This is a genomic window from uncultured Tenacibaculum sp. (genome assembly GCF_947504135.1).
Lineage (GTDB): Bacteria > Bacteroidota > Bacteroidia > Flavobacteriales > Flavobacteriaceae > Polaribacter.
This window is the reverse complement of sequence record NZ_CANNGG010000003.1, coordinates 370,891-383,427: the sequence shown is the minus strand read 5'-3', so window position 1 is coordinate 383,427 and position 12,537 is coordinate 370,891. Positions and strand designations below refer to the sequence as shown.

Sequence of the window (12,537 nt, the reverse complement as noted above, 5' to 3'; positions counted from 1 at the left end):
ATAATAAACTAGTACCCTAGGATTGATAATAGTTCTTCGCTTTTTTGTTGTTCTTTAAATAGTTTAGTGGTGAAATCACCATTTTCGTTTTTATCAATTAACACATGTTTTGGTGTTGGAATTAAACAGTGTTGTAATCCGCCAAAACCACCAATGGTTTCTTGATAAGCACCTGTGTTGAAAAAACCTACATATAGTGGAGATTCTTTTTCGTATACAGGTAAATATATAGCATTTACGTGCTGTTCTGAGTTGTAATAATCATCACTGTCACAAGTTAATCCACCTAACAATACACGTTCGTATCTATGGTTCCATTTGTTAACAGGAAGCATGATAAAACGTTTGTTAATGGCCCAAGAATCTGGTAAAGTGGTAATAAAAGATGAGTTAATCATATTCCATTTTTCACGATCGTTTTGTTTCTTTTGATACAATACTTCGTAAATAGCACCTCCAGCTTCTCCCACGGTAAAACTTCCAAATTCAGTAAAAATATTAGGAACATCAACACCTGCCTCTTTACAAGCTACATTAATTTGGTTGATGATTTCATCTACCATATACTCATAGTCAAAATCAAAAGCTAATGAGTTTTTAATAGGGAAACCTCCGCCGATATTTAAACTATCTAAGGTTGGACAAACTTTTTTAAGTTTGATATATACACTTAAACATTTCATTAATTCGTTCCAGTAGTATGCGTTGTCTCTAATACCTGTGTTGATAAAGAAGTGTAACATCTTTAATTCAACTTGAGGGTTATTAGCGATTTCACGCTCGTAAAAGGATACGATATTTTTGTATCCAATACCTAAACGGCTAGTATAAAATTCAAACTTGGGTTCTTCTTCAGAAGCTATACGAATTCCTACTTTAAATTTACTTTTAGTTTCTTCTAAAAGTAAATTTAGCTCTTCATAGTTATCTATGATTGGAATACAGTTTGTATGCCCTCCATCAATTAGACTAACAATATTAGCGATGTATTGATCGCGTTTAAAACCATTACACAATACAAAAGCATCATCACTTAGCTTTCCTTCTTTTTTTAATGACTTTACAATGTCAATATCAAAAGCAGATGATGTTTCGATGTGAATATCATTTTTTAAAGCTTCATCTAATACGTATTTAAAGTGAGAACTCTTAGTACAGTAGCTGTAATTGTAGTTTCCTTTGTAATTGTGTTTTTCAATAGCATTATGAAACCAGTTCTTAGCTTTGTTAATGTTTTCCGATATTTTTGGCAAATACGTGAACTTTAAAGGTGCACCGTATTGCTTCACTAATTGCATTAAGTCAATGTCATGAAAAAATAAGTTGTTGTTTTCTGTGTGAAACTCCTCTTGAGGAAAATCAAACGTTTGTTCTATTAAGTCTTTATATTTAGTATTCATTATTATTTTTAGTTGTATCTGTTTTTTGAGTACAGATAGATAATTCAAAAAGCAGTTAAGGCATGCACCAAAACTTTTTTAAATAAATTGTATAACAAGTATCATTGTTGTTGTTATAACAAACAAGATTGTTAAACCAAAATAATATGAATAGTTAGACTCTTAAAGCTAAGCAATCACCGCACTGTTTATAAAAATTCAGTGGTAGAGAGTATTGAGGAATGGAAGAATCCTTAATTTTTTCGTTGTGTTTCCAAAACACTAAATAACCTTTAATCTTCCCGTAAAAGTTATTACCGAAATAAGTAAAACGTAACATTCGACTTATATAATAAGATGCCGTAAATGTAAACTATTTTTTAATACAACAAACTTTTTTTTATTTTTTTTAAAAAATTAATTTACAGTGAATTAGATGTTGTTTTGTTTCTTTATTAGCTCAATTCCTTTGTACAGAATAATAGTGTTAGGCACAGTTATTTCTCTTTTTTCTTCTGGCATGTATAAAAGAACGTAAAAGCCTGTAATGTTTTTTACCACACCTTGTAAATCGAAGTCTTTATCAATAATTTTTATAGTATCACCTATACGCATTGGGTGGTAAAAAAATAAGATGATACTAGCTGTTAGGTTCGATAAAATAGACCACTGGGCAAAGAAACCAACACCAAGTACAGCAAGTATTGAAGATGCAAAAACAATTACTTCTTTAAAATTAATACCAAAAATAATTAATGAAATAAAGAGAGCTAACGTATAGTATAAAAAATAGCTTAGGTTTAATATGAGTTTTCTCCTATGAGGTTCAATAGCGTTTTTTAGGATATATGATCTAGTCAGTTTTTTAGTAACATAAATCAAAAAAAATAGTGTTGCTACTAAAAGCAAGAATTGTATAAAAGGGTTGTAGAAAGACAATTCTAAAAAACGATTTTTCATGATTAAGTTTTTTTAAATACAAATATACTTCTGGTTTCGTAAATATAATGTCGAAATAAAAAATTATATTTGATAGGTAATCATAATTCTATTTCATTATGAAAAACATCTTAATTCCATATAATTTTTCAGAAGCAGCTATCAATGCACTGAATTACACCAAGCAGTTGTTTAAAGGAGTTGAAGCAACTATTTATTTGTTAGATGTGTATATAAGTCAACCTTCAGAACTGTTAAGTGATGAAAAAAACGATAAATGGTTTAATGAAATGGATGATGAAATAGAGGATGAATTAAAGTATTTACTAGAGGTTCTAAATAGAGAAGAAAGTTCGTTTACTTACAAAAGCTTAGTTACATCAAATTCATTAACTAAAGCAGTAACTAAAACAATAGAAGAAAATAATATTGATGTAGTTGTAACAGGAACGAAAGGAGCAAAAAGTTTAGCAGAAACCTTCATAGGAACAAATACCATGAAAATGATTAATGCTATTGATAATTGTCCATTAATTGTAGTTCCAATGAACTATAAATACAAACCAGTACATCAGATAGTTTTTTCAACAAATTATAAAAGATTCTATTCAAAAAAAGAATTACAGTTTTTAATTAATTTAAGTCTTATAAAAAAGAGTGGATTAGAAGTTGTGAATTTATCTGAGGAAACTTTTTTAACAGAAAATCAGCAAAAAAATAAAGTAAAACTACGAGAGTTATTACAAGGTTTAAACGTTACCTATAAAAAGATAGATTGGGAAGGTTCAGAAACGCAAACTATAGAAAAACATATAGATGAAACCCAAAGCGAATTGTTGGTATTGTTAAATCATAAATACAATTTTTTTAATCGTTTATTAGAAGAAAACGTAATTAAAAAATCGGCATTTCATAGTAAAATACCGATACTAATATTACCAGAAATAGTTTAATCATGAATTTTACAGAAGAATTTTACGAAGGTTTAGCCAATTTTTTTTATGCCGTTTCAATGGCAGATAAAAACATGACCGTAGAAGAAAAAAAGAGTATTGTTAAACGAGTTGAAAAGAACTGGTCTAATTCCGATAACTCTGGTAGCGAACAGGTTTATGAAACTTTAAGAAGCCTTGTAAAAGATAAGTTAAGTTCAGAGGAAGCCTATGAGAATTTCAAAAATTACTATTTAACACACCAAGATGAGTTTTCTAAAGATGTAATTCATAATTTATTAGTGGCTGCACACGAAATTTCTAACTCTACAGCAGGTAAAAATAAATCAGAACTTATTATTCTTGCTAAATTATATAAGCTATTTAAGCTTGCTTAAAAAAAGAGGATGACGCGATTTATAACCAAACAAAAACACACAAAGCACGTAATTCCTGGAAACCCAATTTTTGTTGGAAATCAAAAGGAAGAAAATACACGAATACGATTAATAGGTTATGATGTAGATACAATAGTCGAAGTAGAACTACAAACTGTAAGCGAACTTTCAGATTATTTAAATAAGTATGAAAAAATATGGATTAATATTGATGGGTTGCATGATGTTAAATTGCTTGGAGAAGTAGGTAAACTTTTTGCCATTCATACCCTTGTTCTTGAAGATATTGCAAATACAGGCCAGAGACCAAAGGTAGATATTGATGAAGATTACATTTTTACGAGCATTAAAATGATGTTTTTAGATGAAAAAATACATCGACTAGAAGCAGAGCAAATTTCCATGTACTTAACAAAAAATATATTAATTACATTTCAGGAAAAGCAAGGGGATATTTTTGAACCAGTAAGAGAAAGATTACGCAATAAAAAAGGAAGAGTTCGTAATTATAATATTACTTATTTAAAGTATTGTTTATTGGATTTGATAGTAGACAATTACAATTTTTTAATGGAAACTTTTGGTGAAAAAGTAGAAGATTTAGAAGATAAAATTTTACTAGAACCTAATAAAGATATTCTAGCAGAGATTAATAAAAACAAGATAGAACTTAACTATTTTAGAAAAGCAATACGACCAGCTCGTGAAGCAATAAGTAATTTCAAAGACTTTAAAACGGATCTAATCACAAAAAAGGAACAACCTTTTTTTAATGATTTGCACGATTTAATTCAAAGAAGTTACGACTCAGTAGAAAACTATAAAAACATGCTGAGTGAGCAGCTTACAGTGTATTCAACCAACGTAAACAACCGTTTAAATGATATAATGAAAATACTCACTATTTTTTCGGTTATTTTTATACCAATAACATTTGTAGCGGGTATTTATGGAACTAATTTTGAATACATTCCAGAACTAAAATTTCGTTATGGGTATTTCACAATGTTAGGTGTTATTCTGTTAATCGTTTTAATAATGTTGGGTTATTTTAAGTATAAGAAATGGTTTTAAGGATTGTTTAAGTTTTTGAAAATTAATTTTTGTACTTTTGTGTCATAAAATGATTTTGGTTATAATTTCAAGTTTCAGGAAAATAAGCTAAAAGAAATAAATAATCATTAAGTCTAATTTTAATAAACTCACTTAGTGAGATGAAAAAAGTATTTCATAAAATAACATCTATTGCAATGGCATTAATTGTAGTTCTTTCTACAATGTCATTTACCGTTAACAGTCACTTTTGTGGTGATATGTTAGTGGATACAAGTTATTTTGTGAAGGCCGAATCTTGTGGTATGGATATGCAACAAGAAAAAAAGTCTGATGAATGCTCAGTTATAAAGAAAAATTGTTGTCAAGATGTGGCATCGGTAGTTGAGGGACAAGACACATTAAAAATTACTTCTTTTGATCAATTGTCTTTCGATCAACAAGTGTTTATAGCTTCGTTTTACTATAGTTACATTAATTTATTTGAAGGAATTCACGATAAAGTAATTCCTTTTAAAAATTACTCGCCTCCACTCGTCGTTAAGGATATTCATGTACTTGATGAGGTATATTTAATCTGATTTTTAAACAATAACTAGTTGTCCTTTTGAAAGATTCATTAGGATGATTTGTCGTATTCGATGTTTTTTTAAAACATCAATGTTTAATTGTTTAAAATCATTTTTTATGCTGAATAAAAGCATCAAATTTTTAATAGAAAACAAGCTGGTAGCAGTTATATTACTCGTTTTATTTGTAGGATGGGGAACTGTAAATGCACCTTTTAATATAGATACAGGTTTTTTACCAAATGATCCTGTAGCTGTTGATGCCATACCTGATATTGGAGAAAATCAACAAATTGTTTTCACAAAGTGGGAGGGACAGTCCCCGCAAGATATAGAAGATCAAATAACCTATCCTTTAACCACTTCGTTGTTGGGAATTTCAGGAGTAAAAACCATCCGAAGTTCTTCTATGTTTGGATTATCTAGTATTTATGTCATTTTCGACGAAGATGTTGATTTTTACTGGAGTCGCTCAAGAATTCTAGAAAAACTAAACTCACTACCAAGTAACTTATTACCAGAAGGCGTAAGTCCTTCATTAGGACCCGATGCAACAGGTTTAGGTCAAATTTTTTGGTATACATTAGAAGGACGCGATGAAGAAGGGAATGTTACTGGCGGTTGGGATTTGAATGAATTGCGTAGTGTACAAGATTACTATGTAAAATATGCGCTTTCATCGGCTAATGGAGTGTCTGAAGTAAGTTCTATTGGAGGTTATGTACAGGAATATCAAATTGACGTAAAGCCAGAGTTGATGCGTCAGTACAACATCAGTTTACAGCAAATTGTAGCAGCTGTAAAACAAAGTAATCAGGATATTGGAGCGCAAACTATAGAAATAAATCAAGCAGAATATTTAGTGCGTGGTTTAGGCTACATAAAATCAATTGCTGATATTGAAAATGCAGTTGTTAAGTCAGAGGATTATACATCGATTCGAGTAAAAGATGTTGCTAATGTAAAACTAGGAGCAGAACCACGTAGAGGGATTTTAGATAAAGAAGGAGCAGAAGTCGTTGGAGGAGTGGTTGTGTCTCGTTACGGAGCGAATCCTTTAGAAGTAATTACTAATGTTAAAGCTAAAATTAAAGAGTTAAGCGCAGGATTGCCAAGTAAAGAGTTGAAAGATGGTAGAATCTCTCAATTAACGATTGTTCCTTTTTACGATCGTACAGAATTAATTCATGAAACATTAGATACATTAAATGAAGCGCTTACGTTGGAAATACTAATTACAATTCTGGTAATTGTAATAATGGTATTCAATTTACGAGCTTCTGTATTAATATCTGGATTATTGCCAGTGGCAGTATTAATGGTTTTTATTGCAATGAAAGCTTTCGGAGTAGATGCAAATATTGTAGCCTTATCAGGTATTGCTATTGCTATTGGTACCATGGTAGATGTTGGAGTCATTCTCTCCGAAAATATTATCAGTCACATAGAGAGAGATGAGAATAAATTACCGATAAATACATTAGTTTACAATGCGACCGCTGAAGTTTCAGGAGCAATTGTAACTGCGGTAATGACAACTATCATCAGTTTTTTACCAGTATTTACGATGATTGGTGCAGAAGGTAAATTATTCCGTCCACTAGCGTTTACAAAAACCTTTGCGTTAATAGCTGCTATTATAGTAGCATTGTTTTTAATACCTCCGTTTGCAGCTGTTCTATTCAGAAAAAGAGATCTAACAAAAAACTTTAAGTATGTTTTGAATGGTGTTTTATTAGTGTTAGGTATCACTGCTATTTTTTATGGATATTGGTTAGGTATCGCTTTAGTGGCTTTTGGAGCTGTAGGACTTTGGAGTAATTACTCTGGAAAATCAGAGATTAGTTTTTCATTCTCCACTTTTCACTTTTCATTTTCAGTAAACACGATTAATATTGTCATATCAGCATTAGTAATTGTTGGTTTATTGGCAGAATATTGGAGGCCTTTAGGAGTAGACAAAAGCATTGTTACTAATCTTTTATTTGTAGCGCTTATTTGTTTTGGGTTGCTAGGTTTTTTTAGTTTGCTTCAAAAATATTACAACCAGATATTACAATGGGCGTTGAACAATAAATTATTGTTCTTAATTATTCCATTAACGGTATTAACTTGTGGGTTCCTAATTTTTAAGAATACAGGAAAAGAGTTCATGCCTTCGTTAAATGAAGGGTCATTTTTATTGATGCCAACTTCTATGCCGCATTCAGGTGTAGAGGAAAATAAACGCGTATTACAGCAGTTAGACATGGCGGTTGCTAACATACCAGAGATAGCGACGGTAGTTGGTAAAGCAGGAAGAACAGATTCAGCCTTAGATCCAGCACCATTATCCATGTATGAAAATGTGATTAACTACAAGTCGGAATATGCATTGAATTCTGACGGAGAGCGTCAACGTTATCGAGTAAATGAAGAAGGCTTGTTTTTGTTGAAAAATGGTAAAACGGTAGCGAATCCAAATAAGACAGATAAAACCTCGGAAGTTATTTTTTCAAAAGTTTCTTCAAATGAATTGATAGAAGATGAAGATGGTGAGTTCTATCGTAATTGGAGACCAAATATCAAGTCCCCGAATGATATCTGGAATGAAATCGTAAAAGTAACCAAGCTTCCAGGGGTGACTTCCGCACCTAAATTACAACCTATTGAAACTCGATTGGTTATGTTGCAAACAGGAATGCGTGCACCGATGGGAATTAAAGTAAAAGGACAAGACTTAAAACAAATTGAAGCTTTTGGAGTAGAGTTAGAAGGTGTTTTAAAGGAAGTAGAGGGAGTTAAAAAAGAAGCTGTTTTTGCTGATAGAATTGTAGGGAAACCTTATCTGTTAATTGATATTGATAGAGAAAAATTAGCACGCTACGGAATTGCTATTCAAACGGTACAGGATGTGTTGAAAGTAGCAGTAGGAGGTATGCAGTTATCACAAACAGTAGAAGGAAGAGAGCGTTACGGTATTCGTGTTCGTTATCCTAGAGAGTTACGTTCTAGTCCGACTGATTTAGAAAATATTTATGTGCCGGTTGCTAAAGGAGCTCCAATTCCATTAAGTGAATTGGCAACGATTCGTTATGAGCAAGGACCACAAATGATTAAAAGTGAAGATACTTTTTTAATCGGGTATGTGTTGTTTGATAAGATAGATGGTTTTGCTGAAGTAAACGTCATAGAGGATGCCCAAAAAGCGATTCAACAAAAAATAGATTCAGGAGAATTAGTTGCTCCAAAGGGAATATCTTATCAATTTACAGGGACTTATGAAAATCAGTTAAGAGCGGAAAAAACGTTATCAATAGTGGTTCCTTTAGCCTTGATGATTATCTTTTTAATCTTGTATTTTCAGTTCCGTTCATTAGCCATTTCGTTAATGGTATTTACGGCAATCACGATAGCTTTTGCTGGTGGGTTTATTATGATGTGGTTATATGGTCAAGAATGGTTCTTAAATTTTAGCGTATTTGGAGAGAACTTGCGAGAATTGTTTCAAATGCATCCAATTAATTTGAGTGTCGCTGTTTGGGTAGGGTTTATTGCATTGTTTGGAATCGCAACCGATGACGGTGTAGTAATGGCAACGTACTTAAAGCAAACATTTGATAAAGATAAACCCCAAACAATTGAAGCCATTCGTGCATCGGCATTACACGGAGGAAACAAACGTATTAGAGCATGTGTAATGACAACGGCAACAACCATTTTAGCTTTGTTGCCAGTGTTAACTTCAACAGGAAGAGGTAGTGATATTATGATTCCGATGGCAATACCAGCTTTTGGAGGAATGATTATAGATGTAACTTCATATTTTATAGTACCTGTATTATATAGTTGGCGTGAAGAATTTTTATTAAAACGTAAAGTTAAAAATGAATAGTGTAAAGTGTAAAATTTTTAAATATGAGTGTTTTAAAAGATAAAAGTTATGGGTTTGCACTTGAGATAGTGAGGCTTTCACAATATTTAGTTGCTGATAAAAAGGAGTATGTTTTAAGTAAGCAACTTTTGAGAAGTGGCACAGCAGTGGGAGCTTTAATAAGAGAAGCAGAATTTGCGCAAAGCAAGAAAGATTTTATTCATAAAATGAGCATTGCTTTAAAAGAAGCCAATGAAACTTTGTATTGGCTAGATCTTTTAAAGGATACTAGCTATTTAGTTGAAGATAAATATCAGTCATTACATTCGGTTTGTAAAGAGCTTGTGGCAATGTTGGTAAGTTCAATAAAAACATCAAAAAAGTCAATATCATGAAAAAATTTATAGCTTTCATATTTCGTGAAATAAAAAACTGGGTAGTTTTCGTTTTTCGTTTTTCGTTTTTCACTTTTCATTTAAAAAGAATGTTGACTTTTAGTTTTTCACTTTTAGTTTTTCATTTTTCAAATGCGCAAGATTTACAAGAATACATAAATATAGCTTTAGAAAATAGTCCAGAAGTACAACAGTTTGATGCGCAATACAGACGTATTTCAGAAAAAAAGGAAGAAGTGAATACTTTGCCTAATACAGAGTTTGGAGCAGGATATTTTGTGAGTGAACCAGAAACGCGTACAGGTCCGCAGAAGTTTAAGCTTTCTGTAAAACAAATGATTCCTTTTTTTGGAACTATATCAGCAAGAGAAAATTATGTGTCATCATTAGCTGATGCTAGCTATCAAGATATGATGGTTGTTAAACGTAAGTTAATGGCGTCGGTAGCGCAATTGTATTACAAACTCTACGAACTAAAAGCAAAGCAAAACGTATTGGATGAAAATATAGAATTGCTTAAAACGTATGAAAAGTTAGCGTTGACTTCGGTAGGAGTAGGTAAAGCATCAGCAGTAGATGTGTTAAGATTACAGATAAGACAGAATGAGTTGAATCAGCAAAAAGAAGTATTGGTGGAGACTTTTTCAGGTATAGAAAAGGCATTTAATAAATTATTAAATCAAGATATTATGACTTCTATTAGCGTTGTAGATAGCTTACCGATTCCGGCAGAGGCTGCTAAAATACAGCCGAGTAATTTACAGTTGCACCCTGAGTTGGTAAAGTTTGATAAAATGTATACTTCTGTAGAAAAATCAGAATTATTAAATCAAAAAGAAAAACAACCAATGATTGGTTTCGGTCTTGATTATGTAAATGTGGCTAAACGTACAGATATGGATATGGCTGAGAATGGAAAAGACATTGTAATGCCAATGATATCATTATCAATACCTATTTTCAATAAGAAGAATACATCTGTAACTAAACAAAACAAGTTGCAGCAAGAAGAAATTCTTTCCCAAAAACAACAACGATACAATACGTTAGAAACTGTATTGTATAGAGCTGTATCAGATAGAAATGCAGCGATGATAAGTCATAAAACACAACTCAAAAATTTAGAGCAAGCAAAAAATGCTGAACAAATTTTGGTAAAAAGTTACGAGACAGGTACAATCGACTTTAATGATGTGTTAGATATTCAGGAGTTACAATTAAAGTTTCAAACAAACATGATTACATCAGAAGTAACTTATTATACTCAAAGTACCATTATTAATTATTTAATAAAATAAACAGATGAAAAAATATATAGTTTATATAGTAATTTTAATTGTAGGGGTAACCTTAGGGTGGTTGCTCTTTGGAGGTTCTTCTGAAGGAGGAAGTTATAATCATGCAAGTGAAACTGCTGAAGGAAATAAAATGTGGACTTGTTCTATGCATCCACAAATTATGCAACCTGAACCAGGAGATTGTCCTATTTGTGGAATGGATTTAATTCCTGCTGAAGCAGGAGCAGAAGGATTAGCTGTAAATCAGTTTAAGTTGACTAAAAATGCATTAGCCTTAGCAAACGTTCAAACTACTGTAATAGGTAATGCTATGAGTGTAGGTAATACAATTACATTGTCAGGAAAAATAGCAGAAAACGAAAAGTCGAATGCAGTACAAGTGAGTTATTTTGCAGGAAGAATTGAGCGTTTGAATGTGAATTTTACTGGAGAGAAAATAAATAAAGGACAATTACTTGCAACAATCTATTCTCCAGAATTAGTGAAAGCACAACAAGAGTTACTAACAGCAGCTTCTTTAAAAGAAAGTCAACCAGAATTGTACAAAGCAGTTAGAAATAAGTTGAAGTTATGGAAGCTTTCAGAAAATCAAATCAATCAGATAGAGAAAACAGGAGTTGTAAAGGAAAACTTTCCTGTGTATGCTACAGTTTCTGGTACAGTATCAGAAAAATTAGTAGAACAAGGAGATTATGTAAGCCAAGGACAGGCCTTATTGAAAATAGCTAATTTGAATTCAGTATGGGCAAACTTTGACGTATATGAGAATCAAATCAGTAATTTTAAAGTAGGTCAAAATATATCAATTACTACAAATGCATATCCTAACGAAACTTTTAAAGCAAAAGTTTCGTTTATCGACCCTGTGTTAAATCAAGAAACTCGTACGGTAACTATACGTGCTGTTCTTAACAATAGCAAAGGAAGGTTTAAGCCAGCAATGTTTGTTATAGGAAAGGTGGAAGCTACAGAAAAGCAAACAGAACAACAATTGAGTATTCCAGCTACAGCAGTTTTATGGACAGGAAAGCGATCGGTAGTATATGTGAAACCAGAAGTAGACAAGCCTGTTTTTGAAATGCGCGAAGTAGTGTTAGGAGGAAGAGTAGGGGAGAATTATCAAGTAGAAAAAGGATTGAATTCAGGAGAAGAAATTGTAACGAACGGTGTGTTTACAATAGATGCTTCTGCTCAATTGCAAGGAAAGAAATCAATGATGAATCATACGAAGGAGATTATAGAGTCTTTTAGTACTCCTAAAGCCTTTAAAGAGCAATTGCAAAAAGCGTATGAAGATTATATAAATTTAAAAAATGCTTTGGTAAAGACCGATGCGAATAAAGCAAAAGAAAGCGCTGCAGAGTTAAATAAAAGTATTGAGCTAATAGATATGAAGTTGCTAACCAACGAAGCAGCACATAAACAATGGATGCAATTGATTCCTGTATTAAAAGAAGGAAGTGCAGATATGGCTAAAACAACAGACATAGATGCGCAGAGAAAGTCTTTTAAAACAGTGTCAGAGCATTTTATTAAGGCAGTTCAATCTTTCGGAATTAATGAGGTGACCTACAAGCAATATTGTCCTATGGCAGATAGTGACAAAGGAGCCTATTGGTTAAGTAAAGAAAAACAAGTATTAAATCCGTATTTTGGCGATATGATGCTGAAATGTGGTGAGGTAAAAGAAACAATAAATAATAATTAAATATCAATTCAAA

Annotated in this window: 10 protein-coding genes; 8 read left to right on the top strand and 2 right to left on the bottom strand. The window is 31.9% G+C overall.

What is annotated here, in order from left to right; translation table 11 throughout:
- Nucleotides 1–8 precede the first annotated feature (8 nt).
- Together Q0663_RS08130 and Q0663_RS08125 are read right to left on the bottom strand one after the other, a co-directional pair.
- Complete coding sequence (locus tag Q0663_RS08130; RefSeq protein ID WP_299009170.1) at nucleotides 9–1,400, bottom strand: arginine decarboxylase; 1,392 nt, start codon at nucleotides 1,398–1,400, stop codon at nucleotides 9–11.
- 411 nt (nucleotides 1,401–1,811) lie between these two features.
- On the bottom strand, nucleotides 1,812–2,339 hold the full coding sequence (locus Q0663_RS08125; RefSeq protein ID WP_299009167.1) for a mechanosensitive ion channel domain-containing protein: 528 nt from the start codon (nucleotides 2,337–2,339) through the stop codon (nucleotides 1,812–1,814).
- Nucleotides 2,340–2,437: 98 nt separating this feature from the next.
- Here Q0663_RS08125 and Q0663_RS08120 point away from each other — a divergent pair, with 98 nt between their 5' ends.
- The 8 genes from Q0663_RS08120 (at nucleotide 2,438) to Q0663_RS08085 (ending at nucleotide 12,524) form a co-directional block, all read left to right on the top strand.
- Nucleotides 2,438–3,271, top strand: coding sequence for a universal stress protein (locus Q0663_RS08120; RefSeq protein WP_299009165.1), 834 nt, complete (start codon nucleotides 2,438–2,440; stop codon nucleotides 3,269–3,271).
- A gap of 2 nt (nucleotides 3,272–3,273) precedes the next feature.
- Nucleotides 3,274–3,648, top strand: coding sequence for a hypothetical protein (locus Q0663_RS08115; protein ID WP_299009162.1), 375 nt, complete (start codon nucleotides 3,274–3,276; stop codon nucleotides 3,646–3,648).
- Between the two features lie 9 nt (nucleotides 3,649–3,657).
- Entirely contained in the window at nucleotides 3,658–4,722 is a 1,065-nt protein-coding gene (corA, locus tag Q0663_RS08110; protein WP_299009159.1) for a magnesium/cobalt transporter CorA, read from the top strand.
- 140 nt (nucleotides 4,723–4,862) lie between these two features.
- Nucleotides 4,863–5,282, top strand: a complete 420-nt coding sequence (locus Q0663_RS08105) for a hypothetical protein (protein WP_299009157.1) — start codon at nucleotides 4,863–4,865, stop codon at nucleotides 5,280–5,282.
- Between the two features lie 106 nt (nucleotides 5,283–5,388).
- Nucleotides 5,389–9,144, top strand: a complete 3,756-nt coding sequence (locus tag Q0663_RS08100) for an efflux RND transporter permease subunit (protein ID WP_299009154.1) — start codon at nucleotides 5,389–5,391, stop codon at nucleotides 9,142–9,144.
- 23 nt (nucleotides 9,145–9,167) lie between these two features.
- Nucleotides 9,168–9,518, top strand: coding sequence for a four helix bundle protein (locus Q0663_RS08095; RefSeq protein WP_299009151.1), 351 nt, complete (start codon nucleotides 9,168–9,170; stop codon nucleotides 9,516–9,518).
- An 89-nt stretch (nucleotides 9,519–9,607) separates the two neighbouring features.
- A complete protein-coding gene (locus Q0663_RS08090) occupies nucleotides 9,608–10,816 on the top strand; it encodes a TolC family protein (protein ID WP_299009661.1) in 1,209 nt (402 codons plus the stop codon).
- A gap of 4 nt (nucleotides 10,817–10,820) precedes the next feature.
- Nucleotides 10,821–12,524, top strand: coding sequence for an efflux RND transporter periplasmic adaptor subunit (locus tag Q0663_RS08085; protein WP_299009148.1), 1,704 nt, complete (start codon nucleotides 10,821–10,823; stop codon nucleotides 12,522–12,524).
- The last annotated feature ends 13 nt before the right edge of the window (nucleotides 12,525–12,537 follow it).

Excerpts from the sequence above, each read along its gene's own strand:
- Q0663_RS08090 (WP_299009661.1), top strand. The coding sequence starts at position 9,608 with ATGTTGACTTTTAGTTTTTCACTTTTAGTTTTTCATTTTTCAAATGCG.
- Q0663_RS08095 (WP_299009151.1), top strand. The coding sequence starts at position 9,168 with ATGAGTGTTTTAAAAGATAAAAGTTATGGGTTTGCACTTGAGATAGTG.
- Q0663_RS08085 (WP_299009148.1), top strand. The coding sequence starts at position 10,821 with ATGAAAAAATATATAGTTTATATAGTAATTTTAATTGTAGGGGTAACC.
- corA (WP_299009159.1), top strand. The coding sequence starts at position 3,658 with ATGACGCGATTTATAACCAAACAAAAACACACAAAGCACGTAATTCCT.
- Q0663_RS08105 (WP_299009157.1), top strand. The coding sequence starts at position 4,863 with ATGAAAAAAGTATTTCATAAAATAACATCTATTGCAATGGCATTAATT.
- Q0663_RS08100 (WP_299009154.1), top strand. The coding sequence starts at position 5,389 with ATGCTGAATAAAAGCATCAAATTTTTAATAGAAAACAAGCTGGTAGCA.
- Q0663_RS08130 (WP_299009170.1), bottom strand. The coding sequence starts at position 1,400 with ATGAATACTAAATATAAAGACTTAATAGAACAAACGTTTGATTTTCCT.
- Q0663_RS08115 (WP_299009162.1), top strand. The coding sequence starts at position 3,274 with ATGAATTTTACAGAAGAATTTTACGAAGGTTTAGCCAATTTTTTTTAT.
- Q0663_RS08120 (WP_299009165.1), top strand. The coding sequence starts at position 2,438 with ATGAAAAACATCTTAATTCCATATAATTTTTCAGAAGCAGCTATCAAT.
- Q0663_RS08125 (WP_299009167.1), bottom strand. The coding sequence starts at position 2,339 with ATGAAAAATCGTTTTTTAGAATTGTCTTTCTACAACCCTTTTATACAA.